At 59.6% G+C, this 23,679-nt stretch carries 27 protein-coding genes and 3 pseudogenes; 13 read left to right on the plus strand and 17 right to left on the minus strand.

The window, feature by feature from the left end:
- Nucleotides 1-37 precede the first annotated feature (37 nt).
- Nucleotides 38-265, plus strand: a complete 228-nt coding sequence (locus LVW35_RS19875) for a YheU family protein (RefSeq protein WP_003192759.1) — start codon at nt 38-40, stop codon at nt 263-265.
- Nucleotides 266-272: 7 nt separating this feature from the next.
- On the opposite strand, the gene csrA is transcribed toward LVW35_RS19875, so the two are convergent.
- On the minus strand, nt 273-470 hold the full coding sequence (gene csrA, locus LVW35_RS19880) for a carbon storage regulator CsrA (protein WP_233891702.1): 198 nt from the start codon (nt 468-470) through the stop codon (nt 273-275).
- A 128-nt stretch (nt 471-598) separates the two neighbouring features.
- Entirely contained in the window at nt 599-1,414 is an 816-nt protein-coding gene (locus LVW35_RS19885; RefSeq protein WP_233891703.1) for an SDR family oxidoreductase, read from the minus strand.
- A gap of 329 nt (nt 1,415-1,743) precedes the next feature.
- On the opposite strand from LVW35_RS19885, the gene LVW35_RS19890 reads away from it, so the two are divergent.
- A complete protein-coding gene (locus LVW35_RS19890; RefSeq protein WP_233891704.1) occupies nt 1,744-1,896 on the plus strand; it encodes a DUF3309 family protein in 153 nt (50 codons plus the stop codon).
- 52 nt (nt 1,897-1,948) lie between these two features.
- On the opposite strand, the gene LVW35_RS19895 is transcribed toward LVW35_RS19890, so the two are convergent.
- The 5 genes and pseudogenes from LVW35_RS19895 to LVW35_RS19915 all read right to left on the minus strand — a co-directional run bounded on the left by LVW35_RS19895 (nt 1,949) and on the right by LVW35_RS19915 (nt 6,534).
- A complete protein-coding gene (locus tag LVW35_RS19895; RefSeq protein WP_233891705.1) occupies nt 1,949-4,036 on the minus strand; it encodes an LTA synthase family protein in 2,088 nt (695 codons plus the stop codon).
- Between the two features lie 297 nt (nt 4,037-4,333).
- On the minus strand, nt 4,334-4,525 hold the full coding sequence (locus LVW35_RS19900) for a PLDc N-terminal domain-containing protein (protein ID WP_003172956.1): 192 nt from the start codon (nt 4,523-4,525) through the stop codon (nt 4,334-4,336).
- 67 nt (nt 4,526-4,592) lie between these two features.
- Complete coding sequence (locus tag LVW35_RS19905; RefSeq protein WP_233891706.1) at nt 4,593-5,123, minus strand: hypothetical protein; 531 nt, start codon at nt 5,121-5,123, stop codon at nt 4,593-4,595.
- A 42-nt stretch (nt 5,124-5,165) separates the two neighbouring features.
- Entirely contained in the window at nt 5,166-5,681 is a 516-nt protein-coding gene (locus LVW35_RS19910) for an ankyrin repeat domain-containing protein (RefSeq protein ID WP_233891707.1), read from the minus strand.
- 112 nt (nt 5,682-5,793) lie between these two features.
- Nucleotides 5,794-6,534 (minus strand): annotated as a pseudogene (locus LVW35_RS19915) (AMP-binding protein).
- Between the two features lie 352 nt (nt 6,535-6,886).
- On the opposite strand from LVW35_RS19915, the gene LVW35_RS19920 reads away from it, so the two are divergent.
- Nucleotides 6,887-7,165, plus strand: coding sequence for a DUF3509 domain-containing protein (locus tag LVW35_RS19920; RefSeq protein WP_010208870.1), 279 nt, complete (start codon nt 6,887-6,889; stop codon nt 7,163-7,165).
- A gap of 67 nt (nt 7,166-7,232) precedes the next feature.
- Here the strand turns inward: LVW35_RS19920 and LVW35_RS19925 are convergent, their stop codons facing one another.
- The 4 genes from LVW35_RS19925 to aroC form a co-directional block, all read right to left on the minus strand.
- The gene (locus LVW35_RS19925) at nt 7,233-7,502 is read right to left on the minus strand and encodes a response regulator transcription factor (protein WP_233891708.1); all 270 of its coding nucleotides are present in this window, start codon (nt 7,500-7,502) and stop codon (nt 7,233-7,235) included.
- A 211-nt stretch (nt 7,503-7,713) separates the two neighbouring features.
- On the minus strand, nt 7,714-8,244 hold the full coding sequence (locus LVW35_RS19930; RefSeq protein WP_233891709.1) for a 1,2-dihydroxy-3-keto-5-methylthiopentene dioxygenase: 531 nt from the start codon (nt 8,242-8,244) through the stop codon (nt 7,714-7,716).
- Nucleotides 8,241-9,404, minus strand: coding sequence for an MFS transporter (locus tag LVW35_RS19935; protein ID WP_233891710.1), 1,164 nt, complete (start codon nt 9,402-9,404; stop codon nt 8,241-8,243). Before LVW35_RS19935 ends, LVW35_RS19930 begins: the two co-directional genes overlap by 4 nt.
- Nucleotides 9,405-9,483: 79 nt before the next feature.
- Nucleotides 9,484-10,575, minus strand: a complete 1,092-nt coding sequence (aroC, locus tag LVW35_RS19940; protein ID WP_233891711.1) for a chorismate synthase — start codon at nt 10,573-10,575, stop codon at nt 9,484-9,486.
- Between the two features lie 143 nt (nt 10,576-10,718).
- Between aroC and LVW35_RS19945 the strand changes: the two genes are divergently transcribed.
- Both LVW35_RS19945 and LVW35_RS19950 read left to right on the plus strand, forming a co-directional pair.
- Nucleotides 10,719-11,681, plus strand: coding sequence for an alpha/beta hydrolase (locus tag LVW35_RS19945; protein WP_233891712.1), 963 nt, complete (start codon nt 10,719-10,721; stop codon nt 11,679-11,681).
- 99 nt (nt 11,682-11,780) lie between these two features.
- A complete protein-coding gene (locus LVW35_RS19950) occupies nt 11,781-12,587 on the plus strand; it encodes a hypothetical protein (protein WP_233891713.1) in 807 nt (268 codons plus the stop codon).
- 34 nt (nt 12,588-12,621) lie between these two features.
- Here the strand turns inward: LVW35_RS19950 and prmB are convergent, their stop codons facing one another.
- The gene (gene prmB, locus LVW35_RS19955; protein WP_016976374.1) at nt 12,622-13,530 is read right to left on the minus strand and encodes a 50S ribosomal protein L3 N(5)-glutamine methyltransferase; all 909 of its coding nucleotides are present in this window, start codon (nt 13,528-13,530) and stop codon (nt 12,622-12,624) included.
- Nucleotides 13,531-13,769: 239 nt separating this feature from the next.
- Between prmB and LVW35_RS19960 the strand changes: the two genes are divergently transcribed.
- The 5 genes from LVW35_RS19960 to LVW35_RS19980 all read left to right on the plus strand — a co-directional run bounded on the left by LVW35_RS19960 (nt 13,770) and on the right by LVW35_RS19980 (nt 16,553).
- On the plus strand, nt 13,770-14,360 hold the full coding sequence (locus tag LVW35_RS19960; RefSeq protein ID WP_233891714.1) for a cysteine hydrolase family protein: 591 nt from the start codon (nt 13,770-13,772) through the stop codon (nt 14,358-14,360).
- Between the two features lie 141 nt (nt 14,361-14,501).
- Nucleotides 14,502-14,822: a hypothetical protein gene (locus LVW35_RS19965; RefSeq protein ID WP_049712226.1), complete on the plus strand. Its 321-nt coding sequence runs from the start codon at nt 14,502-14,504 to the stop codon at nt 14,820-14,822.
- A gap of 75 nt (nt 14,823-14,897) precedes the next feature.
- Nucleotides 14,898-15,455, plus strand: coding sequence for a Smr/MutS family protein (locus LVW35_RS19970; RefSeq protein ID WP_016976371.1), 558 nt, complete (start codon nt 14,898-14,900; stop codon nt 15,453-15,455).
- A 78-nt stretch (nt 15,456-15,533) separates the two neighbouring features.
- Entirely contained in the window at nt 15,534-16,079 is a 546-nt protein-coding gene (folE, locus tag LVW35_RS19975) for a GTP cyclohydrolase I FolE (RefSeq protein ID WP_003236739.1), read from the plus strand.
- Between the two features lie 102 nt (nt 16,080-16,181).
- Nucleotides 16,182-16,553 carry a glutathione S-transferase N-terminal domain-containing protein gene (locus LVW35_RS19980; protein ID WP_233891715.1) on the plus strand — a complete coding sequence of 124 codons (372 nt, stop codon included), beginning with the start codon at nt 16,182-16,184 and terminating at the stop codon, nt 16,551-16,553.
- 23 nt (nt 16,554-16,576) lie between these two features.
- Here the strand turns inward: LVW35_RS19980 and LVW35_RS19985 are convergent, their stop codons facing one another.
- The 3 genes from LVW35_RS19985 to LVW35_RS19995 are packed head-to-tail and all read right to left on the minus strand — an operon-like array spanning nt 16,577 to nt 19,513.
- Complete coding sequence (locus LVW35_RS19985) at nt 16,577-16,897, minus strand: AtuA-related protein (protein WP_233891716.1); 321 nt, start codon at nt 16,895-16,897, stop codon at nt 16,577-16,579.
- On the minus strand, nt 16,894-18,219 hold the full coding sequence (locus LVW35_RS19990; protein WP_233891717.1) for an acyclic terpene utilization AtuA family protein: 1,326 nt from the start codon (nt 18,217-18,219) through the stop codon (nt 16,894-16,896). The genes LVW35_RS19985 and LVW35_RS19990 overlap by 4 nt, the downstream gene beginning before the upstream one ends.
- A gap of 1 nt (nt 18,220) precedes the next feature.
- A complete protein-coding gene (locus LVW35_RS19995; protein ID WP_233891718.1) occupies nt 18,221-19,513 on the minus strand; it encodes a CitMHS family transporter in 1,293 nt (430 codons plus the stop codon).
- Between the two features lie 111 nt (nt 19,514-19,624).
- Between LVW35_RS19995 and LVW35_RS20000 the strand changes: the two genes are divergently transcribed.
- Nucleotides 19,625-20,521, plus strand: a complete 897-nt coding sequence (locus tag LVW35_RS20000; protein ID WP_233891719.1) for a LysR family transcriptional regulator — start codon at nt 19,625-19,627, stop codon at nt 20,519-20,521.
- Between the two features lie 43 nt (nt 20,522-20,564).
- Here the strand turns inward: LVW35_RS20000 and LVW35_RS20005 are convergent, their stop codons facing one another.
- Both LVW35_RS20005 and LVW35_RS20010 read right to left on the minus strand, forming a co-directional pair.
- Nucleotides 20,565-21,167 carry a glutathione S-transferase family protein gene (locus LVW35_RS20005; protein ID WP_233891720.1) on the minus strand — a complete coding sequence of 201 codons (603 nt, stop codon included), beginning with the start codon at nt 21,165-21,167 and terminating at the stop codon, nt 20,565-20,567.
- A 10-nt stretch (nt 21,168-21,177) separates the two neighbouring features.
- Nucleotides 21,178-21,960 (minus strand): annotated as a pseudogene (locus LVW35_RS20010) (aminotransferase-like domain-containing protein); the annotation flags it as partial.
- Here LVW35_RS20010 and LVW35_RS20015 point away from each other — a divergent pair.
- Together LVW35_RS20015 and LVW35_RS20020 are read left to right on the plus strand one after the other, a co-directional pair.
- Nucleotides 21,960-22,145 (plus strand): annotated as a pseudogene (locus tag LVW35_RS20015) (MarR family transcriptional regulator); the annotation flags it as partial. The pseudogenes LVW35_RS20010 and LVW35_RS20015 sit on opposite strands and share 1 nt — an antisense overlap.
- 177 nt (nt 22,146-22,322) lie before the next feature.
- Complete coding sequence (locus tag LVW35_RS20020; protein ID WP_233891721.1) at nt 22,323-23,669, plus strand: NCS2 family permease; 1,347 nt, start codon at nt 22,323-22,325, stop codon at nt 23,667-23,669.
- Nucleotides 23,670-23,679 lie beyond the last annotated feature (10 nt).

The following is a 23,679-nucleotide window of genomic DNA, read 5'->3' on the forward strand; positions in this document are numbered from 1 at the left end:
GCAGTAGGATCGCCGGGATCCATCACCCGAGGCTTGTATGCTGATTCCCTACGATGCACTTGAAGTCGATACCCTCACGCGCCTCATCGAAGACTTCGTCACCCGTGACGGCACCGACAACGGCGACGACACACCTCTGGAAACCCGCGTATTGCGCGTGCGCCAGGCACTGACCAAGGGCCAGGCACTGATCGTGTTCGACCCGGAGAGCGAGCAGTGTCAGTTGATGCTCAAGCACGACGTGCCCAAGCATCTGTTTGACTGAGGTTGTCCTAGGGGTTGGGTGCAGCCTCAAGTTTTGCAGCCAGGCGCTCGAGGATTTTCTGGTACACCTCTGCGCGATGTACATGCACTCCGGCCGGCGCTTCGATGCCGAACTTCACCTGAGTACCGTTCAACTCGAGAATGTGCACGGCGATGTCATCGCCAATGAAGATGACCTCGCCTACAGCGCGGCTTAAGACCAGCATGGCGGTTATCCTTTTAAGAGTGAAAGGACCCCGACCATGCGCGCTGGGTGTCGACGCATCAATGGCGTGCGGTAAAATCAGGCACTACCTACGAGCGCCGGTAAAATGCCTGACAGACAGCCGCTGACTCAACCCTTTATCGCCTGCGCTTTGGCGCGCATTTTGTCGGCCATGGTGGTCATCTCGTCATAGAGCAACTGCGGGTTCTTCTGCTTTAGCGCCCAAGCCATCCGTCCTTGTTCATGGGGCAAAATCATGAACTCACCTTTCGCGACGCGCTGGAAAATGTAGTCCGCAATATCCGCCGCCGAAATCGGCGAACTCTCCAACAACTTGCCCACTTGGGCCTTCATCGCCGGCGTCGGCCCACGGAACGAGTCAAGCAGGTTGGTCTGGAAGAACGATGGGCACACCACGTGCACGCCGACTTCCTGCTGTGCGAGCTCCACCAACAGGCTTTCCGACAGCGCCACCACGCCGGCTTTGGCCACGTTGTAGTTGCTCATCGCCGGCCCTTGCATCAGCGCCGCCATGGACGCGATGTTGATAATGCGGCCCTTGCTCTTTTCCAGCAGCGGAAGGAACGCCTTGCAGCCCTTGACCACCCCCATCAGGTTGATCGCGATCTGCCAATCCCAATCTTCCAGAGACAATTCAGCGAAGAACCCACCCGAAGCCACGCCCGCATTATTGACGATCACATCAATGCCACCCAGTTTCACCTCGCAAGCCTGGGCGAAGGCCGTGAGCTGGCTGTAGTCACGCACGTCACAGCGCTGGATGAAGCCATCGCCACCGGCCTCGCGCACCCGCTTGAGGGTGTCTTGCAAGCCGGGTTCACTGACGTCCGACAAGGCCAATTGCCAACCCTCACGGGCCCAGCGCAGAGCGATTTCACGACCCAGGCCGGACCCGGCGCCAGTGATCATCATGCGATTTTGCATAGGAAGTAGCCTTGTGGTTCACAGAAGAAGTGAGCGGCAGTGTAGCGAAGGTTTTTCCTACACCCATCCACCATCAGATTGATGAATGCCGCTGGCAAACCGTCAGCCGGGTAGGAGGTTTGCGTATAGCCTAAGTTCAATATTTTTCAACTAATAGGGTGTAAGTGCGAACGCATTAAAAGAAATAAGCAAGTTTGCAAAATGCTTTAAAAAAATAGTGAATTTTCCTCAGCGCGCAGCAGTCGGAGTTGTTAAGGCGTTCGTGAATTAATTAGCGGGCCTATCGTTAAATAACCGGTCTTTACAGAAGGCCAATAAGGAAAAAAACCATGAGCCTCATTCTGATCATTATCTTGGTCCTCCTGCTGGTCGGTGGTCTGCCAGTGTTCCCTCACTCGCGCAACTGGGGTTATGGCCCGTCGGGTATCCTGGGTGTGGTGCTGGTCGTCCTGCTGGTACTGTTGTTGCTCGGCCGGATATAAAAGCCATGCAAAAAAAGAGGCCTTTCAAGGCCTCTTTTTTATTGCCGGTTAATTAGTCCGGCTTACCGTCAACCACACCGGCGGTGTTATCCAACAGACTCTTGGTCGCCGTCTGCAGGAACGACTCGAGTTTTTGCCTTAATGCACCCTCGTCCGGTGATTCAGGAATCACATTACCGCTCGGGTTGGCGCCCAACTCATATTCCCACAGCTTCGGCGGCATTTCCTTGGGCAGTACCAAGATGCGATCGCCGGTGACCAGTGCCACCGTCTGATCGCTGCCCGACGGCTTGATCACGCCGAAACCCTTGTCGCCTTCCGGCAGGTTCAGCAGGTCGCGGCCCCAGCACTGGTGCAAGGTTTCGCCACCCAAGCGGCCCATGATGGTCGGCACAATGTCGATCTGGGTACCCACGGTGTGATCACGCTCGCCGAACTTCTCCTGCATGCCCGGTGCAATCATCAGCATCGGCACGTTGAAGCGGCCCAGGTCCATCTCGGTGATCTGCTGTTCGTTGCCGAAACCGTGGTCGCCGACGATCACGAACAGGGTTTCCTTGAAGTAAGGCTCCTTGCGGGCCTTTTCAAAGAACTGACCCAGGGCCCAGTCGGAGTAGCGCATCGCCGTCAGATGCTCGTCGAGGCTGCCACGGCCTGTGACCTTCTCCACCGGCAAGGGTGTCGGCAAGGCATACGGTGTGTGGTTGGACAGGGTTTGCAGCAAGGCATAGAACGGCTTGCCGCCTTCACGGGCTTTCAACTCTTCCAGGCCACGGTTGAACATGTCCTGGTCGGACACGCCCCACGTCGGGTCGGAGAACACCGGGTCGACGAAGTCATTGCGCCCAATGAAGTTGGTCATGCCTTGGTTACTGAAGAAGCCCGACTGGTTGTCCCAAGCGAAGTCGCCATTGTAGACATACACGTCGTCAAACTTGCGCGCGCTGAGCAACTGCGGCAGGCCCGACAGCTTGTGGCTGCCTTCAGGGGTCTGCATCAGGTATTCGAACGCCGGCAGGTTCGGGAAACACGCCATGGTGGCGAACATCCCTTGGTGAGTGTGGGTGCCGTTGGAGAAGAAGCGATCGAACAGCAGGCCTTCCTTGGACAGTTTGTCGAAGTACGGCGTGATATTGCCCGGACGCCCCAGTGCGCCTACCGAGTGACCGGCGAAGCTTTCCATCAGGATCACGACGACATTTTTGATCGGCAGGGTTTTCTCGGCCGGCGGTGTGAACTCGCGGCGCACGGCGGCGGTGTCGGTATCCACCAGTTTTTCCGTCGGCAGCACCAGCATGTCTCGCACGGTCTGGGTCGCCAGCGGCTGCTCCAGCGTGGCTTTCCAGGTGTTATCCCGGTGCTCGGAGAAACGTGCCTTGGCAGCGCCGATCAGCGACAGCGTGCCATTGAGGCCCAACTGGTTGGCGAAGTTCGAGTCGGTGGTGTACACATCACCCCAACGCAGCGGCGGGCCCTGGCGCAGGGTGCCACGGATGGCGACGACGGCGATCAGCAGGCAAACCACGAACACCGCAATGCGGGTGTACCACGGCGCCACCTGGCGGGTGCCGATGCTGCCACCGCTGAAGGGGCCGCGCGGACGTGTTGCACGGTCGGCGCCTTTGAACGCAATGCTCAGAATCAACGTCCCCACGGCCCAGGCCAACAGGTAGCGCACCACCGGGAAACCGTACCAGAGCATGCTCATTACGGTTTTCGGGTCTTCCTTCACGTATTGGAAGACCAGGCCGTTGAGGCGCTGGTGGAACTCGCGGTAGAAGTCCATTTCCATCAGGCCCAGGAACAGGGCAATGCTGGACGCAACGGTCAACCACAGACGGAAGAACCCACGCGCGGCCATGGCCCGGACGCTGAACAATGCCAACAGCAGCGGGATCAATGCGTACATCACAAAGCGGATGTCGAAGCGCGTGCCGTTGCCGAACGCTTCCAGGAAAGTCGAGGCAGGCGTGTCGAGGATCATTTCTCGGTTGTACACCAGCAGCGCCAGGCGCAGCAGGGAGAACATCACCATCATGACCAGTGCGCAGAGCAGCGTGTACGCCAGATGGGATTTGACGGTCGGTTGCAGCAGGCGATTAGAAGCTCGCTGCTGACTCAGGGCGTCCGGGTTTGCCATGTCGTTTCAGGACCCATTGGAAGTTTAAGTGATGAAATAGTGCAGTGGCGCGAATGGTGCCCGATCAACGCCAGCAAGGCTATTAATTACTGAACGCGCACCGCTGTCCCGCCTTTAGTGGCACTTGAAATAGAGCCGTGGCAGGGAAATAAAGCCGGCGAATTGTCTTGGATGGGATGTGAAAATTCTGTGCAGCGAATATTTCGATACACAAATCCAACGGTGTACTGAAACCAATGTGGGAGCGGACTTGCCCGCTCCCACATGGACTATGCCCAGTCTAGATCGATTGGATAGTCAAATCCGCACGTTGCCCCGTGGCCCGGCAATCGCCCAGATGATCAGGCCCAGCACCGGCAGCAGCAGGATCAAAAGGATCCACAGCACCTTGGCGCCTGTGCTCGCGCCGCTTTTGAACACGTTGATGATCGCCCAGATATCCAGCGCCAGGATGATCAGCCCGATCAAGCCATTAAAAGTGGAACCCATGGTGTCGCTCCTAAGTGGGTGCATGCACTTGTAGGATAGTCAGCCGTGGCTGGGGTTCCGTTTTATTTCAGACGTGAACGGCGATCTTCAGCGCTTCCAGGGATGGCTCGCCCTTGATTCCAACTTGCGCACACAGCTCCAGCACACGTGGCAGGTCGTTGCCGTAGACCAGCACGGCCTGGATCTCGTCGTCCAGCAGTTGACTGAAGTTGAGCAGCACATAGCCACCGTCTTCCGGGCTGAGGGCGCTCATCTGGATCTGGATGCGGTTCAATGCGGTGAGGTCTTCAGTCTTGGTCAGTTGCTTGGGCTTGAGGTTGAAGGCCACGCCCGGACCGAACGAAGCGACGATCTGCGCGAACAGGTCGCCGTAAGTGTCGGCCTGGAACAACACAGTGTCCGGCAGGCTCCCGACCACAACCCACTCGCCCAGCGGAATCGGGAAGGTGTCGTCGTAGTTGATATCCGGGTTGGCTGCCAGAAACGCCGCCGGGTCTGCGTAGGCCTGGGCCGCTTCATCGGCGATACGCGTCACCTCGTCCTCGCTCATGACCCCGGCGCTGATTTTGCTGATGAGTTCGACGAGGGCGGTTTTCATGGGCGTGGTCCTGTGGCGGGCTGGTTTTAGAGGGCGCGTAGCCTACACCAGTTTCTGCAACTTCGCCGCCGTATCCACGGCGCCCATGGTGTGTGCCGCCGCCAACGCCGTGGCGCCCTGTGCGTCTGTTGCCTTAGGGTTGGCGCCTTGGCCGAGCAGGTAATCGAGCATTTCCACGCGGTTGAACATCGCCGCCATCATCAATGCCGTGCGGCCATCGGAGGACGAAGCATCCACCGGCGCACCGCCTTCGATCAGCGCCTTCACCACCTCCAGGTTGCCCTTGAATGCCGCGCCAGCCATCGGCAGCTGGTTCTTGTCGTTCGCAATCAGCGGGTCAGCCTTGAACTCCAGCAGCACTTTTACCGCCTCGGCATGACCGTGGTAGGCCGCGAGCATCAACAGGGTGTCGCCGTTATGGTTACGGAAATTGGCCGGCAACCCCTTGGCCAACAGCGCCGCGAGCATGGCGGCGTCGCCTTTGCGGGCGACGTCGAACACCTGCTCGGCAAACTCTGCGGCTTCGTCATCGGTCATTTGTCTGGCTTGGTCTGACATTGTGGAACTCCTTGTCTGGTCCTCTATAGGGCGCCCAGTGTCGCGATGGAGTTCCACCCTGTCATGGCTTTTTTGTCAAAAGCCCCTATAGGCAGATTCAATAGCGTTGGTATTAATAACGAAAGCGCCCGCCCTGGATCTGCGCCAACAGCGGCCCAGTGACCGGCACATAGCAGTCCGAACCCGGCAACCAGGCATAGACCGGGTCATTGCCCGACTTGTCTGGGTCGAACGCTTCTTCCTTGAGCTCTACATTCTGATATTTGAACGTTCCCGTGGTTTCCATCTTCACCTTGATCCGCAGGAACAGCGGCACTGCGTAATGCGGCAACTGGCCGTGGGCATATTGCAGCAACTCACGCATATCCAGTGCAGCCAAAGACTCGCTCGGGGTGATGGCAACCATGCCGGCGCGGCCATTGGTATGTTTGATTTCCACCACAATTCACCGACATAACCGAGGATGGTCGCCTTGAATTTTCGGGCGTCATCCCAGAACTGGCTGGCACTGAACTTATGCCGGATGGCAAACCCCGACGCCCCGACAATTACCGCCCCCCAGCACACACACGCCGGTGGCGTGGTAAAGCGGCAAGGTGCAATAAAGGACATCGTCCGGGCCCATGTCCAGCGCAATGCTGCCGAAGCTGACGGCGGTCTTGGTCCAGCGGCCATGTTTCATGACGCCGGCCTTGGCTTGTTCAAACTGCCAGCCAAGGCCACAGGGCTGGGCGGGGTCGGTGACATTGGCGGCACGCATGCCGCGCACCACGCGTGGTAGAGCACAAACAATGGCAGGCACCTTACGCAGCATCATGCCCCAGGTGATCATGTCGCTTTGTGAGTGGCTCATGGGAACGTCCTTTTTCTTATTCTTCGCAAACCTTGCAGGAAAGTACGTCAGCCCCTCTTCGACTGTACACGCAGGATTTGAAAAGTTTTGTATCCCGATGAGCGACCGCTGAAAAAAGGAATTTCGCAACGCCAAGGTAGTCTTTATGAGTAATGAGACATCCACGCAGCGCTGTCGAGCAGCGCAAAATGCAGGATGCATGATGGCTATTCATGCAAATTGCACGAAACCGAAAATTTGAATTTTTTTTAACTAACTGATTTTAAAGGTTATTTTCTCAAACCAGTAGCTGGCACAATCACTGCAACTGTCACTCCATGCTTGCCAACTTGAGCCAATGGAGCTGATAGACATGAGCCTGATCCAAGATAAATTCGCTTCAGTATTTTCCAACTACGACGTCACCACCCAGCCACGTCCTGACGGCGGCATCCTGTTGACCCTGCGTAACAGCGAAGGCAAGCAGGTTAAACGTTCGATTTCCTATCAGCAGTTGCACACCGCTGATCAGCTGACATGGGTGATCAGCGCCATTCGCCGTGACCTGGCCGAACAAGCCAGCGACCTGCCTCAGATTTCGATGCTGCAGAGCCAGAATCGCTTTGCACTGCCGACTTACCATTCGGCTTAAGCCCTTAAGCGCCCGATACACAAAAGGGCCGCAACACCGTTGAGTGTCGCGGCCCTTTTTCACGCCCTCAGCAAAGGCCCTGGCGCGCCGCTTCATTCAAGGCCTGCACGCGATTACTGACTTCCAACTTACCGTAGATATTACGCAGGTGGAACTTCACGGTGGCTTCGGAGGTGGCGCGTATCCTGCTCATCTCCCAGACGGTCTTGCCTTCCGAGGCCCAACGCAGGATTTCCAGCTCCGTCGGGGTCAGCGGTTTGCCCGCCAGGTTAATGCGTCGCCTGACAGCATTGGGCACCGAATACGGCACTGGAAACGAATCCCTTGGGCCACTCATTTGCTTCTCTCCTATTGTGTTGGCTGACGCCGCACCACCCTTCGGATTCCTCCTATTGACAGGTGATATAAACGTCTGTGCCGAGAGAGTTACATAACGAATGGCCTTCAGGCGTAGGCCCTGGAATAAACAGCAAGGTCTTACGGAAACTTAAGCCCCGTCCCACAACAACTTCCAACATGCGGGGGTTGAAGTTTCTGATAATTGGCAATTAATCGTCCAATCCGGGGAAACGCCGGGCAATATCGTCACCCGTGAACTCAGGCACCCACTTGTTCGCCGTATTGAATAAGCGCAACGCCACAAAGTGCGGGTTTTCACCCATATCAAACCAGTGCGCCATCCCCGCCGGGATAACCAGCAGGTCATTTTTTTCACAACGTACGGCGTATACATAATCGCCAATGTGTAAAACGAACAAGCCTTGGCCAGCAATGAATAAGCGCACATCGTCTTCACTGTAGCGCCGCTCATCGAGAAATTGCGCACGCAATTCGGCGTTCTGCGCGGGGTCACCGGTAACCCTGAGCACTTCTACGGCGCTGTAGCCGAGGTTATCGATCTGCGCCTGGTACGCGGCGATCAGCGCTGCATCGCTGGCGCCCTGCTCAATTGGACCGGGCTGCCAACGCTCAAAACGCACGCCGTGCTCGGCCAGGGTAGCGACGATGTCATCGAGATGGGTCAGGACCTTGTTCGGAGTGTCCGGTGTAGTGGCGGAGTAGACAGCGACATAACTCATTGAAGGGTTCCTTGGTTCTGCTCTTGCAATCGAAAACCGATGATAACGGCGGCGGCCAGGGCGGCGACGCTGGCGATACTGAAGGTCAGGGTCGGCCCGAACAGGTTCCAACTGTAGCCCGAATAGAGCGCGCCCAATGCACCGCCGGTACCGGCCAAAGCGGCATACAGCGCCTGGCCCTGGCCTTGTTGCTTGTCACCAAAACTGCGTTGCACAAAGGCAATCGCCGCCGCATGAAAGCTGCCAAAGGTAGCGGCGTGCATTACTTGCGCCAGCAACAGCACCCAGAAAAACTCGGCAAACGAGCCCAGCAGCAACCAACGCAGTGCCGCCAACAGGAAACTCGCCAGCAGCACCCGGCGTACCGAGAAGCGCGAGAGGATGCGGCTCATGGCCAGGAACATCAGCACTTCCGCCACCACGCCCAGCGCCCATAACAGGCCAATCACGCCACGGCTGTAGCCCAGGTGTTCCAAGTGCAGGGTGAGAAAGGTGTAGTACGGGCCGTGGCTCATCTGCATCAACGCCACACAGGCATAAAACGCCAGCACGCCGGGGCTGCACAATTGCTTGAGGAAACCATCGCCCGCCAGGCGAGTACCTTGGGTGGTGGGTTGCGCGTTCGGCACCCCCAGGCTGGCGCCGATGATGCCAGCCATGATCACCATGACCACCACCGGGTAGATATCCAGGCTCAGCCAATCGAACAAGCGACCCATGATCACCACGGTGAGGATGAACCCGATGGAGCCCCACAGGCGGATCTGGCTGTAACGCGAGGTCTGTTTTTGCAGGTGCGCGAGGGTGATGACTTCAAACTGCGGCAGCACCGCATGCCAGAAAAACGCATGCAGGGCCATCACCAAGGCGAGCCAGGCGTAGGTGTGACTGATGAAGATCAGCGAAAAACTCGCCAGGGTGCACACCGCGCCGAACCGCACGATAGCCAGGCGCCGGCCGGTGTAATCGCCCAGCCAGCCCCACAGATTGGGCGCCACGCAGCGCATCAGCATGGGGATGGCCACCAACTCGCCGATGCGCGCGCTGGAAAAGCCCAGGTGGTCGAAGTACAGCGCGAGGAAGGGCGCTGTCGCCCCTAGCAGGGCGAAGTAGAAGAGGTAAAAGCTGGAGAGACGCCAGTATGGGAGGTCGTTAGTCATGACTTGGCAGGGGGCTGCTTCGCAGCCCGGCCCGAGCAAGCTCGCTCACCACAACGAGCCCGCTCACTCCAGCAGGTGGTCACAGCTGGCCCAGCACCGGCGTACTCACGCGAACATCGGCATTCTGCCCACGATTGCGCAGCAGGTGGTCCATCAACACAATGGCCATCATTGCTTCGGCGATCGGCGTGGCGCGGATGCCGACGCATGGGTCATGACGCCCCTTGGTGATCACATCCACCGGGTTGCCGTTCACATCGATCGAACGGCCCGGGGTGGTAATGCTCGACGTGGCCTTGAGCGCCAGGTGCGCAACAATCGGCTGGCCGGAGGAAATACCGCCGAGGATGCCGCCCGCGTTGTTGCTGAGGAAACCTTCCGGGGTCAGTTCATCACGATGCTCGGTGCCGCGTTGGGACACGCACGCGAAGCCGGCGCCGATTTCCACGCCTTTCACGGCGTTGATGCTCATCAGCGCGTGGGCCAGTTCAGCGTCGAGGCGGTCGAAGATCGGTTCGCCCAAGCCCGGCTTCACGCCCTCGGCCACCACGGTGATCTTGGCACCAACGGAATCCTGGTCGCGGCGCAATTGGTCCATGTAGGCCTCCAGCTCCGGCACTTTGTCCGGGTCGGGGCTGAAGAAGGCGTTGTGGTCCACGCTGTCCCAGGTCTTGAACGGAATTTCAATCGGGCCCAGTTGGCTCATGTAGCCACGGATCACGATGCCCTGGGTGGCCAGGTATTTTTTGGCGATGGCGCCGGCAGCCACGCGCATCGCGGTTTCGCGCGCCGAGCTGCGGCCACCGCCACGGTAATCGCGTTCGCCGTATTTGTGGTGGTAGGTGTAGTCGGCGTGCGCCGGGCGGAACAGGTCCTTGATTGCCGAGTAGTCCTTGGACTTCTGGTCGGTGTTGCGGATCAGCAGGCCGATGGCGCAGCCAGTGGTGCGACCTTCGAATACGCCGGAAAGGATCTCGACTTCGTCGGGTTCCTGGCGCTGGGTGGTGTGGCGGCTGGTGCCGGGCTTGCGGCGGTCGAGGTCACGCTGCAGGTCTTCCAGGGACAGCTCGAGGCCGGGCGGGCAGCCGTCGACAATGGCGACCAACGCCGGGCCATGGCTTTCGCCCGCGGTGGTGACAGTGAACAGCTTGCCGAAGGTATTGCCGGACATGCAGGGCGCTCCGTGAAATCAGTTGAATCAAGTCAACCGTAATAACTTAAGGCGGCCAGTATACGCAGGCTAATCGAGTAGTTCATCCTCGAAACCTTAGCGGTAGACCTTGGTCCAACCGGCACCTCTTTCATGATGGCGCGATGATGCTGCGAGTTCTGCTTTTGACCCTCACCCTGTTTTCCAGCCTTGGCTTCGCCGCCTCTCCCGTGGTGCTGCAACGGCCTATCAGCCTGGACACCGGTAGCGGCGAGCTGTTTGGCTCACTCTTACTGCCCAAATCCGACAAGCCCGTGCCGGTTGTGCTGATCATTGCCGGTTCGGGCCCCACCGACCGCAACGGCAACAGCGCCGACGGCGCGCGCAACGACAGCCTCAAGCGCCTGGCCTGGGTACTGGCGCGGCATAACATTGCCAGCGTGCGCTACGACAAGCGCGGCGTCGCGGCCAGCCTGTCGGCCACCCCCGACGAACGCAACCTGACCCTGGACGCTTACGTCGCAGATGCCGTGGCCTGGGGCAAACTGCTCAAGGCAGACAAACGCATGGGCCCGCTGATTGTGCTGGGCCACAGCGAAGGTGCGCTGGTGGCTGCCCTCGCCGCCCCGCAACTGGCCCCGGCGGGCGTGGTATCGCTGTCCGGCAGCGCGCGCCCGGTTGATCAAGTCATTCGCCAACAGCTGGCCGATCATCTGCCCCCTGCCCTGCTGCTGCGCAGCAATCAAATCCTCGATCACCTCAAAGCCGGGCAGGTGGACGCGGATGTGCCTGGCCCGCTGGAAGGCATCTTCCGACCCAGTGTGCAGCCGTATCTGATCAGCCTGTTCCGTGCCGATCCATCGGCCGCCTTCGCTGAACTGAATATGCCGGCATTGATCATTCAGGGCACCAACGACATCCAGGTAGGCGTCGGCGATGCCCGGCAGCTGAAAAAAGCCAAGCCCGACGCACAACTTGTGCTGATTGAAGGCATGAACCACGTGATGCGCATCGTGCCTAATGACGTGAAGCAGCAATTGGCCTCCTATAACGACCCGCAACTGCCCCTCGCCGCCGAGCTGGGCAGCCGGCTGCTGCGCTTTATCGACGGACTTCAACCCCGTTAAGCGACAATTTGCCTCCAGTCCTGGGGGAAATGGCCGATAAGCCCAGAGTCGACAGTAAAAAGACTGTCGGCTAGCTGGGCTTGGACAGGATCGCGCCGCATGACAACCACTGAAGCAACACCGGAATCCACCGCCGATACCTCGGCTGAAAAAACCGAGGCCGTCGACGCGGCCCCCCTGCCGTGGGCGGATGTCCAGGCCGAGCATTTCAAGATGCTGCGCCTGGCCCCCCTGGCGACCGACCGCGCCACAGGCGTGCGGCCGTTGCGGTTCGTGCAGTTCGGCTATGCCGAGCGCAATGACAAACACCACAGCCTGCTGCGCATGGTCATCCAGTTGCCGAGCCAGCGTGTGCGCCGTGAACAGAATCACTTGGATATCTGGGTTGATCACGACAAACATCGTGTGCACTTCGGCCCAGGCAGCAGCCTGGAAATTGAACCAGCCAACCGTGGTTTGGGCCGTTTTCTCGTGGCGCAAGGCGCCGCATGGGCGAAAAAGAAGTGGTCACACTACCGCGTCGACGGCGTTGACCTGGCCAACAAAGATGCGTTGAACGAAGCCACCCGCTTGCGTCGCGATCACTTCCTGCGCATCCAGGGCTTTGATGTGGCCTACGCCGATGTGCAGCACCTCAAGGGCAATGTGCAGCCGGGCAAAGTCGGCAATGTGCTGGACAGCTGGAACACCGAGAAGGTGCAATTCGTCGAGATTCTCGAAGCGGCGCAGATGCTGCAACAAGCCGAGCAGAACCTGGCGGAGCAGGAAGTGAAGCTGCGCAAGGAAGAGGAAAAGGTCACTAAGTTCAAGCGTGAGGACAGTGGATTGCGCTTTACCATCACGTGTCTGGTGGCGTTTACGGTGTTTCAGGCGGGTTTGTTGATCTGGATTGCCACGCACCGCTAGGCGCCCTGTTTATTGGGCACCCTGCGGGTAATGATTAAACTCGGGCGGCAAACACCGCCTGATGCTGGCGGCATTGCTCCGCGGTCAACATGAACACCCCATGCCCACCACGCTGGAAGTCCAGCCAGGCAAAATCCACTTCCGGGTACAGCGCCTCGACATGCACCTGGCTGTTGCCCACTTCAACGATCAACAAACCCTTCTCGGTCAGGTGGTCGGCCGCTTCGGCCAGCATCCGCCGCACCAGGTTCAAGCCATCGTCGCCACAGGCCAGGCCCAGTTCCGGTTCGTGCTGGTATTCGTCGGGCATGTCGGCGAAGTCTTCGGCATCCACATACGGCGGGTTGGACACGATCAAGTCAAAGCGCTGGCCCGGGAGGCCGTCGAAGCCGTCACCCTGCACGGTGTAGACACGCTCATCGACACCATGGCGCTCGATGTTCTGGTTGGCGACTTCCAACGCTTCGAAAGACAAGTCGCCCAGTACCACTTCCGCGTCCTGGAACTCGTAAGCACATGCAATACCAATGCAACCTGAACCGGTGCACAGGTCGAGGATACGCGCCGGCGGCTGGGCCAGCCAGGGTTCGAAGCGGTTTTCGATCAGCTCGCCGATCGGTGAACGCGGGATCAATACGCGCTCATCGACGATAAACGACATGCCACAAAACCAGGCCTCGCCGATCAGGTAAGGGGTCGGCACACGTTCATGGATGCGGCGGTGCAACAAGCGTTGCAGATGGGCGACTTCCTCTTCTTCCAGGTTGCAATCGAGGTAGCTGTCGGCAATTTCCCAGGGCAGGTGCAAGGCGCCCAGCACCAGTTGCCGGGCATCGTCCCAGGCATTGTCGGTGCCATGGCCAAAAAACAGGTCTTCCCCATGGAAACGGCTGACAGCCCAACGGATATGGTCGCGCAAGGTGCGCAGGCGGGAAGTGGTCACGGGGGCAAGCTCCTGGAAAAAACGACTGGCGATTCTAACAGCCTTCACCTGTACCGACGATGTACGAAAACCCGTCGCCATCCGTCGGATTTCATCCAAATTGCCATCATTGTGTTAAACAGGCCCACCTCTTGACATGGCTACACGTCAACAACGGCGTACCTTACGATGGTAGCGATTCACAGAACCGCTCAGCCAGTGGACAATGTCGCAAAAGCCCCCCTCACAGGAGCCCCAGAATGTCCGTTCCAAAGACGATGTTTCAACTCAGCGGTCGTGGTTACGCAGCAGCGAACCTCAGCCATGCGACTCTCGTGATCATCGACGCCCAGAAGGAATACCTCAGCGGTCCACTCGCCCTCTCGGGCATGGAAGCAGCCGTTGGCAATATCAAACAGCTGGTGTCAGCTGCGCGCAACGCCGGTCGGCCGATCGTACACGTGCGCCACCTGGGCACCGTTGGCGGCCTGTTCGACCCTCAAGGCGAGCGCGGCGAATTCATCCCGGGCCTTGAGCCTGTGGGCGATGAAACCATTATCGGCAAACTGCTACCCAGCGCGTTCCATGGCACCGGCCTGGAAAAACACTTGCAGGACCTCGGGTCCCTGGACCTGATCGTCTGCGGTTTCATGAGCCACTCCAGCGTCAGTACCACCGTGCGCGCCGCCAAGAACCTGGGCTTTCGCTGCACCCTGGTGGAGGACGCCTGCGCCACTCGTGACCTGCCTTACAAAGGCGGCATCCTGAGCGCTGAGCATGTGCAACAAACCGAAATGGCTATCATGGCCGACAACTTCGCCACCCTGGCGTTGACCAAAGATCTGATCTGATCGACCTTCTGATGAGCGGCGCGGCCCGTTTACGGCCCCGCTCATCCGCAAAGCCCTTTCATTTGGCGCATTTACCCCTCGCCCCGGAACAACCTGTGTATTGTCCGGTCGAAGGGCCGATACCCTGGAGGAAAGGTCGGAATGAAGATATCCGATGGTTTTGATGCTCGTCGCTTGCGCCCCAAGGGCCCGAGCAACTGGCGTCTGCGCCTGGTGGCCGGCATTGCCGCGTTGCTGGCGATAGTTGGTGTGCTGTTGGCCGGCGCTGGTGGCGCCGGTTTGTTTGGTCACTCGCCGGCCCTTGGCGAGCTGAATGCCAGCCCTGGCGGCTCGGCTATCCTGCTGGTGATTGGGCTGCTGGTGCTGTGGTTGGGCGTATGGTTATGGCGGCGTAGCCGTCGGAAAATGCGCCAACCGTTGTCGCTTAACATCGCTTCGCACCTGATGAAAAAGCACGACTGATGGCGCTTGGATAGCGTTTCCTGCGCCCTGGCCGCCGCGTTTTAGGTAAACTGCCCGCCCTTCGCGGAGGCCAACATGCAAGACGACGATTTTTCCCTGTTCAAAAACGAGCTGCGCGGCGTCAAGCCGATCAAGCACGACCGTGCCGACACCGGCAAACCCAAGGCCGACCGCGCGCAGATCGCCAAGCTGCGCCAGGCCGCGACCGTGCGCACCGATGCCACCACCGTGGATGGCCTGTCGGACCAGTTCGTGATCGACGTCGGCCCCGAAGACGAGCTGATGTGGGCCCGCGATGGCGTGCAGGAAAGCCAGATGCGCAAGCTCAAGGCTGGCCAGATCCCGTTCGAGGGCAGCCTCGACCTGCATGGCATGAATGTAGAAAAGGCTCGAGAAACCCTATGGGCCTTCCTGGCCGAAGCCACCAAGTTCGAAATCCGCTGCGTACGCGTCACCCACGGCAAGGCCGTGCGGCTGGACGGCAAGCGCCCGATGATCAAGAGCCACGTCAACACCTGGCTGCGCCAGCATGCCCAGGTGCTCGGCTTTACCTCATGCCAGGCCCGCCACGGCGGCGCGGGGGCGGTGTATGTGATGCTCAAGCGTACGATGATGGAGGGGCGCGACGAGTAACAACTGCCATCATCAGGCTTGCAGCGATGTGCCCGCCACCGTAACCTTGCGCTTTGCGAAAATCCCACAGGTAGTTTCATGTCCCTGGAACAGAATTACACCGCGATCCTCGGCCAACTCGGCGAGGACGTTTCCCGCGAGGGCCTGCTCGACACGCCAAAACGTGCCGCCAAGGCGATGCAGTACCTTTGCCGCGGCTATGAGCAGACCCTGGAAGAAGTCACCAACGGTGCCTTGTTCAGCTCCGACAACAGCGAAATGGTGCTGGTCAAGGACATCGAGTTGTACTCGCTGTGCGAACACCACCTGCTGCCGTTCATCGGCAAGGCCCACGTGGCTTATATCCCGAGCGGCAAGGTGCTGGGCCTGTCCAAGGTTGCACGGATCGTCGACATGTACGCACGCCGCCTGCAAATCCAGGAAAACCTCAGCCGCCAGATCGCCGATGCCGTGTTGCAAGTGACTGGCGCCCTGGGCGTGGCCGTGGTGATCGAGGCCAAGCACATGTGCATGATGATGCGCGGTGTGGAAAAACAGAATTCGTCGATGATCACTTCGGTGATGCTGGGTGAATTCCGCGAAAACGCGGCCACCCGCAGCGAATTCCTCAGTCTGATCAAGTAAACGGCTGGGTAGGAAAAGACCGGCGTTCATCGCCGGTTTTTTTTCGCCCGCAAAATTGAGGTAAGCTGCGGCCCCTTCTGTATCGGGCAAGAGGTTTCAGCCATGTTCGTCAAAGCACTTCGAGTGGGCCTCGGCCACATCATCATCGCGGGCGACTTTCTTACCCGTCCTCGCAAAAAGCAGCGTCCCGCCGAACAGCAGGCGCAGGTGAATGCAGCGGCCAGGGAATTGACCCTTTATCAATTCCACGCTTGCCCTTTCTGCGTGAAGACCCGCCGCACCCTGCACCGTCTGAATGTGCCCGTCGCATTGAAAGACGCAAAGAACAACGAACAGGACCGTCAGACCCTGCTGGAGCAGGGCGGCAAGATCAAGGTGCCGTGCCTGCGTATCGAAGAGAATGACCAGACCACCTGGATGTATGACTCCAAGGTGATCATTGATTACCTCGATAAGCGGTTTGCCGCCCTCTAGAACTTTACGCAGATCCCCTACAGTTAGCCCCGCATTACCAAATCGAGATCGAGTAACGCAGAGCCCAGGCACTTGCCATGGGCATCCAGCGCCAGTGAGCGGGTGACGCCGCCGCGCAGGATCCCCGGCAACACGAAGTTCAGCGCCTGTACATTCGGCAATTCATAGCGCCGCACAGGCGCTGCGCCCGGCTCACGCAAACCCGCGAAAAACTCGGCCACGCGCTCGGCCGTCAACTGTTCGCGCAGCAGTGGGTAATCATCGGCACTATAGGCAATGATCGAGATGTTCGACGTATCGCCCTTGTCCCCGGTGCGGGAATGGGCCAGCGTGTGCAGCTTCATGCTTCGATCCTCGGGTTGACCTTATCGCGCGGCAGCAACAACGACGCAACCGCCACCACCTGACGCACGCTCTTGCTCGCGCCGCCGCCTCCCGACGGGCCGTTGGTGTAGAGGGTTTCCACTTCATTGCCCACGCGCACCGCCTCGCCGCGATCCTCACAGCGAGCCGCTACGCGCAGGCGCACTTCCCAGGGCTCGACCGTGCTGCGCGGGCCATGGAGCGAGTCCATGCCAATCAGTTCGGCACGCACTTCCTGCATCTTCACGCCCATCAACTCAAGCCGCTTGAGGACGACATCCCGCGCCAACTGCGCCCGTGCGACAGCGCCGGGGCCACCGTAGGACATCTGTCCTTCACCAATCCAACCGTCCAGATAGCCGACGCTGACCTTCAACTTTTCGGGGCGTGCACGGCCGCCCGCACCTTGGGCACGCACACGATCAATGTTTTCCTCAATGAAGCTCACTTGAGAAAAATCGGCTGTCACGTCAGGCGTGAGGTACGCCGCCGGGTCATGCACTTCATAGATAAGCTGTTCCGTGCAGGTAGCGCGGCTGACCCGCCCACCGGACCCACCCACCTTGGTAATCACCGCCTCACCGTCCACAGAGATCTCGGCCAAGGGGAAACCCAGACGAGCCAGATCCTCCACGTCCTTGAAGCCAGGATCTGCGAAATAGCCGCCGCTGACTTGCCCGGCGCACTCAAGCAAATGCCCCACTAGCGTGCCACGCCCCAGGCGCTGCCAGTCGTCCGCTGACCAACCGAATTCAAACATCTGCGGTGCCAGGAACAGCGAAGGGTCAGCTACGCGTCCGGTGATCACCACATCGGCGTCGGCGTGCAACGCTTCCAGAATGCCGTCGACGCCCAAGTAAGCATTCGCGGAAATCAGCCGCTCGCCGAGGGACTCGACGGTCTGGCCGTTATCCAGCAAACACTCGGGCTGCAACATCTTCAACACATCATCGCCGATGACGGCGACGACCTTCAGATCAAGGCTCAACTCACTGGCGATCCGCCGTACTTCACTGGCCGCCGACACCGGATTGGCCGCTCCCATATTGGTGATCACCCGCAAACGACGGCGCCCGGCCTTCACGCCGACAAAGGGCAACACCCGGCGCATGCGTTCGCTCAACAGCGGGTCGTAACCGCCCTCTGGATCGTTGATCCGCACCTGTTGTGCCAAGGCGATCGTTCTTTCGGCCAGGCATTCGAACACCAGGTAATCCAGGTCGCCCTGCTCGGCCAGTTCCACGGCAGGTTCGATCCGGTCGCCGGAATAGCCGGCGCCGGAACCGATGCGCAAGGTTTTCATCTCAAATAACTCCCAGGAGCAACGCGGTCAGGGTCATCAACACCGACGCGGCAAATAGAAACGGAATGGTGAAGCGCTGGTGATCGGCCAGTTCGATCTTGCACAGGCCCACCAACAGGAAAGTCGCAGGAGTCAGCGGGCTGACCGGGAAGCCGGTGGTGTGCACGCCGAGCAACGAGGCCTGGGCCACTTGCAGCGGATCCACACCCAAGGCCTTGCCGACTTCGGCGATCACCGGCATCACGCCGAAATAGTAGGAATCGGGGTCGAACAGCATGCTCAACGGCATGGAAATAAAGCCCACCACTGCCGGGATCAACTTGCCGTGGCCGGCGGGAATCTGCGCCACCGCCACTTCGGCAATCGCCTTGAGCATGCCGGTGCCCTGCATGATGCCGGTGAACACCCCGGCGGCGAGCAAGATGCTGGCCATGGTCAGGGCGGTCTTGGCATGGGCGTCGATGCGGGCGCGCTGGGCGTCGACGTTCGGGTAGTTGATGCACAGCGCCACCACGGTGCCGAGCATGAACATCACGACCGGGTCGACCCAACCGGCAATCATCACCACCATCACCAGCACGGTCAGGATCAGGTTGACCCAGAACAGGCGCGGGCGGCGCAGCTTGATGTCGTCATCACTGAGCACCCGCTGCGGCACCGCATCCACGGTGGAACCGACGCCGAGGCCCAGGCGTTTTTCTTCACGACGGCCCAGCCACCAGGCACAGGCAAACACGAAGATCAGGCCGACGATCTGCACCGGGATCAGCGGCTGGAACAGGTCCGCCACCGGTACATGCAGCGCCGCTGAGGAACGCAGCACCGGGCCGGTCCAAGGCAGGAAATTGACCCCCGCAGCCATCGCACACACACACGCCAGAATGCGTTTATCGATGCCCAGCCGCGTATACAGCGGCAGCATCGCCGGCACCGTCACTAGAAAGGTCACCGCGCCAGAGCCGTCCAAATGCACCAGCAGCGCCAGGGTCGCGGTGCCTACGACAATACGTGTAGGACGCGTCCCTACGGTGCGCAGGATGCGATCAATGATGGGGTCGAGCATGCCGGCATCGGTCATGATCCCGAAAAACAGGATCGCAAACACAAACATCCCCACCACGGGGGCGACGTTCTTGATACCGGTGATGATGAAGGCGCTGGTTTGCAGGCCGAACCCGCCGAGCAGCGCGGCGATGATCGGCAGGGCGATCAGGGCCACCAGCGGCGAGAGGCGTTTGCTCATGACGGCAGCGAGCAGGCACAGGATGGTGATGACACCCAGGGTAGCGAGCATGGGTTACTCCAGAGCGGCCTTTTTGGCCGGTTATTGTTTTCCCTGGAGTATTGGAACCGGGTTAGTCTTTGTAAATTGGAATATTCACTCGCCAGTGTTCGGAAAAACAAAATGAAGAACAGCATCCAACACATTCAAGCGTTTCTCGCAGTGGCTCGCACAGGCAGTTTCACCAAGGCAGCCAATGAACTGCATCTGTCGCCTTCGGCGCTGACGGTTCAGGTGCAACAACTGGAAGACTGGCTCGGCGTCGCCCTGCTCGACCGCAGCCCGCGCCACGTCAGCATTACCGCCGCGGGCCAGGATGCGCGCGGCCCCATGGAAAAACTGCTGCTGGACCTGGACAACATTGTCACCGGCTCCCGCGACCTCGCCGCCCTGCGCCGGGGCGTGGTCACTATCGCCGCCCTGCCCTCGGTGTGCGCCGGCACTTTGCCTCCAGTTCTACGCTTGTTTCGCGAGCGCTTTGCCGGAATCGAGGTGCGCCTGCATGACCTGGTGGCCCACCGCATACATGCGCAGGTGCGTTCCGGCGAGGTGGATTTCGGCATCGGCGTGCGCGCACGGCTCAGCCATGGGCTGGAATTCCTGCCGGTGTTGAATGATCGCTTGTGTGCGTTCGTGCCGGTGGCTCATCCCCTCACCCGCTATCGCCAATTGACCCTGGAGCAGTTGGCTGACCAGCCGATCATCCTCACTGGCCGCGACAGCAGCGTACGCGAGCAAGTGGATGCACTGTTCGATGAGACACGCCTGACCCTGAACGCCGGCATGGAAGCCAACTACATGTCGACGGTCTTGGCGCTTGTGCGTCAGGGGCTGGGGATCAGTGTGCTGCCGGAGTCGGCGGCGGACAGCCTGGAGGGGTTGAAGCGCATCGACATCGATCATCCCGGTGTGAGCCGGGAGATCGGGCTGATCAGTCGCAGCGGGATGGGCCTGAGCCCGGCGGCGCAGCGGTGTTTCGAGTTGTTGAATGAAGAATTACCTGGCACAACATCAGGCTGAATGAGGGAGCGGGCTTGCTCGCTCCCTCATTTGACCGCGTAAGTCAGTCGAGCATCGGCACATGTCTGGGATGGCTGGCCACTCGCGCCAACCAGGCTTGAACACCCGGATAGGCACCCAAGTCAAACCCACCCTCTTGAGCGACATGGGTATAGGCATACAACGCCACATCGGCAATGGAGAACTGATCGCCCACCAGATACGGCGTCAGCTGCAATTGGCGCTCCATGACCTTGAGCGCTTTGTAACCGCCCTTGTGCAGCTTTTTGTATTCCTCCAGGCGATCCTCGGGCAGCCCCAGGTAAAACTGGATAAACCGCGCCACCGCAATGTACGGCTCATGGCTGTACTGTTCGAAGAATTGCCATTGCAGCACTTGGGTGCGCAGGCGTGGCTCGGACGGCAGGAAATCACTGCCATCGGCCAGAAAGTTGAGGATCGCATTGGACTCCCATAGGCAGGTGCCGTCCTCCAGCTCCAGCACGGGGATCTTGCCGTTGGGGTTCTTGGCCAGGAATTCGGCGGTCTGGGTGTCACCCTTGAGGATGTCCACATCGATCCACTGATACGGGATGCCCAGCAGGCTGAGCATCAATTTGACCTTGTAGCAGTTGCCCGACTTGTAATCGCCATAAACCTTGTACATGGGGCTCCCCTTATGCCGCTTGCGCGTGCTGTGCTTGCCGGACTACCGCGGCCAGGCGCTTGAGACCTTCGTCGAGGCGGGCCGGGTCGATATGGCTGAAATTGAGTCGCAGCGAACCATGATGCTGGTCCGGCTCGGAAAAGAACGGTTCACCGGGCATGAACGCGACGTTCTGGTCGAGCGCGTGAGCCAACAAGGTGCGGGTGTCGAGCGGTTGTTTCAAGGTCAGCCAGAAGAATAATCCACCCTGGGGCACCTGCCAGTCGGCCAGATCGGTGAAGTGACGCCGTAGCGCGGCCTGGAATGCATCGCGGCGCTCGCGGTAAAAACTGCGCAATTCAACCAGGTGCTGCTGGTATTTCTGTGTGCCAATCCACTGCATCGCCTGCCATTGGCCGATGCGGTTGGTGTGCAGGTCGGCAGACTGCTTGAGCTTGAGCAAGTGCGCGAACAGGTCCGGGCTGGCGATCAGGTAGCCTACGCGCAGGCCCGGCAGCAGGGTTTTGGACACCGTGCCGGTGTAGATCCAGCTGGCTTTTTTCAAGCGCCCGACGATGGGTTTGGCGCTGCCGCCGTCGAAGGTCAGTTCGCGGTAGGGCTCGTCTTCGATCAGTGTCACGCCGAATTCATCCAGCAACGCAGCGACGGCTTCGCGCTTGGCTTCGCTGTAGCGCACGGCCGAGGGGTTTTGGAAGGTCGGGATCAGGTAGATGAACGCCGGGCGATGGCGTTCGAGGTTGGCGCGTAACACGCTCAAGTTCGGGCCGTCGGCTTCCAGTTGCACAGTGAGGCAACAGCGTTGCGTCCGAGACCGACAAGCGCAAACGCCTGCTGGAATTGACCGAGGAAGGCCTGCGTTTCGAGCAGTCGTTAAGGCGTGAACAGGTGAAGTTGCTGCAACGTGCGTTCAATGAAGCCGGCGAAGAAGCGGTAGTCGGGTGGCTGGCGGTTAATCAGGCACTGAGTGGCGTGAACTAGCCACTCATCCCACTATTCGAAAACATTATTTGCTTTATTTGTATACAAAAGCATAATTCGCCTCGTGCGAGTTCCTGACCTACTGGTCAACAAAACCCGCCAGTACCTCAAAGCGCTGTGGCCCACATCCGTGACCGGCGCTGGAAATAACAATAAGACTCTTGAGGAGTACTCGCTGTGGATAGCCGCAAATCCGAAGCCCCGACGCTCGACCTTGCCCCCTCACAGAACGGCTGGCTGGAACGCCTGTTCAAACTGCGCTTGCATGGCACCACAGTGAAGACCGAACTGATTGCCGGCCTCACTACCTTCATCACCATGGCCTACATCATCTTCGTCAACCCGAACATCATGGCCGACGCCGGCATCGATCACGGCGCAGCGTTCGTCGCCACCTGCATTGCGGCTGCATTGGGTTGCCTGTTGATGGGCCTGTACGCCAACTGGCCGGTGGGCCTGGCGCCGGGCATGGGTCTGAACGCGTTTTTCACCTACACCGTGGTGGGCACCATGGGCTACACCTGGGAAACCGCGCTGGGTGCGGTGTTTATTTCCGGCGTGCTGTTCATGGGCCTGACGCTCTCGCGGGTGCGTGAATGGCTGCTCAACAGCATTCCCGTGAGCCTGCGGCATGCCATGGGCGCAGGTGTCGGCTTGTTCCTCGGGGTGATCGGGCTGAAGACCGCCGGCATCATCGTCGACAGCCCGGCCACGCTGATCAAACTGGGTTCACTGCATGAGCCTGCCCCCCTGCTGGCGGCCGTGTGCTTCCTGCTGATTGCCATCCTCAGCTACCACCGGGTATTTGGTGCGATCCTCATCAGCATCATTGCCGTAACCCTGGCTGGCTGGGGCCTGGGTTTGGTGCATTACAACGGTATTCTCTCCACACCACCGAGCCTGGCGCCGACCTGGATGGCCATGGACGTAAAAGGTGTATTCAATGTAAGTATGATTAGCGTGGTATTCGCATTTCTTTTTGTACACATGTTTGATACCGCAGGTACACTGATGGGCGTCGCGCAGCGGGCCGGTTTGGTCAATGCCGACGGTAAGATCGATAACCTGTCCCGTGCACTGAAGGCCGACAGTGCGTCCAGTGTGTTTGGAGCGATGGTCGGTGTGCCACCGGTGACCAGCTATGTGGAAAGTGCTGCCGGCGTAGCTGCTGGCGGCCGCACTGGGCTCACCGCTGTGACCGTGGGCGTGTTGTTTGTCGCAGCCATGTTTTTCGCCCCTTTGGCTGGCATGATTCCAGCCTATGCCACCGCTGGCGCGCTGATCTACGTGGCGATGCTGATGATGGCAAGCATGGCCCATATCAATTGGGATGAAGCCACCGACAGCATTCCGGCGATTGTCACCGCCATCATGATGCCCCTGACCTTCTCGGTCGCGGACGGAATCGCCCTGGGCTTCATCACCTATGTGGCGCTCAAGGCGGGCACCGGCAAGTACCGCGAAATTTCGGTCAGCCTCTGGGTGTTGTGCGCGATCTTCATCGCCAAGTTCATATTTCTATAAAAGGAGTAAG

The organism is Pseudomonas sp. HN11 (assembly GCF_021390155.1).
GTDB lineage: Bacteria > Pseudomonadota > Gammaproteobacteria > Pseudomonadales > Pseudomonadaceae > Aquipseudomonas.

Coding starts and splice junctions, on each gene's coding strand:
- csrA (WP_233891702.1), bottom strand. CDS start 470: ATGCTGGTCTTAAGCCGCGCTGTAGGCGAGGTCATCTTCATTGGCGAT.
- LVW35_RS19960 (WP_233891714.1), top strand. CDS start 13,770: ATGTCCGTTCCAAAGACGATGTTTCAACTCAGCGGTCGTGGTTACGCA.
- LVW35_RS19920 (WP_010208870.1), top strand. CDS start 6,887: ATGAGCCTGATCCAAGATAAATTCGCTTCAGTATTTTCCAACTACGAC.
- LVW35_RS19885 (WP_233891703.1), bottom strand. CDS start 1,414: ATGCAAAATCGCATGATGATCACTGGCGCCGGGTCCGGCCTGGGTCGT.
- LVW35_RS19890 (WP_233891704.1), top strand. CDS start 1,744: ATGAGCCTCATTCTGATCATTATCTTGGTCCTCCTGCTGGTCGGTGGT.
- LVW35_RS19970 (WP_016976371.1), top strand. CDS start 14,898: ATGCAAGACGACGATTTTTCCCTGTTCAAAAACGAGCTGCGCGGCGTC.
- folE (WP_003236739.1), top strand. CDS start 15,534: ATGTCCCTGGAACAGAATTACACCGCGATCCTCGGCCAACTCGGCGAG.
- LVW35_RS20000 (WP_233891719.1), top strand. CDS start 19,625: ATGAAGAACAGCATCCAACACATTCAAGCGTTTCTCGCAGTGGCTCGC.
- LVW35_RS19925 (WP_233891708.1), bottom strand. CDS start 7,502: ATGAGTGGCCCAAGGGATTCGTTTCCAGTGCCGTATTCGGTGCCCAAT.
- LVW35_RS19900 (WP_003172956.1), bottom strand. CDS start 4,525: ATGGGTTCCACTTTTAATGGCTTGATCGGGCTGATCATCCTGGCGCTG.
- LVW35_RS19930 (WP_233891709.1), bottom strand. CDS start 8,244: ATGAGTTATGTCGCTGTCTACTCCGCCACTACACCGGACACTCCGAAC.
- LVW35_RS19875 (WP_003192759.1), top strand. CDS start 38: ATGCTGATTCCCTACGATGCACTTGAAGTCGATACCCTCACGCGCCTC.
- LVW35_RS19980 (WP_233891715.1), top strand. CDS start 16,182: ATGTTCGTCAAAGCACTTCGAGTGGGCCTCGGCCACATCATCATCGCG.
- LVW35_RS19895 (WP_233891705.1), bottom strand. CDS start 4,036: ATGGCAAACCCGGACGCCCTGAGTCAGCAGCGAGCTTCTAATCGCCTG.
- LVW35_RS19995 (WP_233891718.1), bottom strand. CDS start 19,513: ATGCTCGCTACCCTGGGTGTCATCACCATCCTGTGCCTGCTCGCTGCC.
- LVW35_RS20005 (WP_233891720.1), bottom strand. CDS start 21,167: ATGTACAAGGTTTATGGCGATTACAAGTCGGGCAACTGCTACAAGGTC.
- LVW35_RS19990 (WP_233891717.1), bottom strand. CDS start 18,219: ATGAAAACCTTGCGCATCGGTTCCGGCGCCGGCTATTCCGGCGACCGG.
- LVW35_RS19945 (WP_233891712.1), top strand. CDS start 10,719: ATGATGCTGCGAGTTCTGCTTTTGACCCTCACCCTGTTTTCCAGCCTT.
- LVW35_RS19965 (WP_049712226.1), top strand. CDS start 14,502: ATGAAGATATCCGATGGTTTTGATGCTCGTCGCTTGCGCCCCAAGGGC.
- LVW35_RS19905 (WP_233891706.1), bottom strand. CDS start 5,123: ATGAAAACCGCCCTCGTCGAACTCATCAGCAAAATCAGCGCCGGGGTC.
- LVW35_RS19985 (WP_233891716.1), bottom strand. CDS start 16,897: ATGAAGCTGCACACGCTGGCCCATTCCCGCACCGGGGACAAGGGCGAT.
- LVW35_RS19950 (WP_233891713.1), top strand. CDS start 11,781: ATGACAACCACTGAAGCAACACCGGAATCCACCGCCGATACCTCGGCT.
- LVW35_RS19910 (WP_233891707.1), bottom strand. CDS start 5,681: ATGTCAGACCAAGCCAGACAAATGACCGATGACGAAGCCGCAGAGTTT.
- LVW35_RS19935 (WP_233891710.1), bottom strand. CDS start 9,404: ATGACTAACGACCTCCCATACTGGCGTCTCTCCAGCTTTTACCTCTTC.
- aroC (WP_233891711.1), bottom strand. CDS start 10,575: ATGTCCGGCAATACCTTCGGCAAGCTGTTCACTGTCACCACCGCGGGC.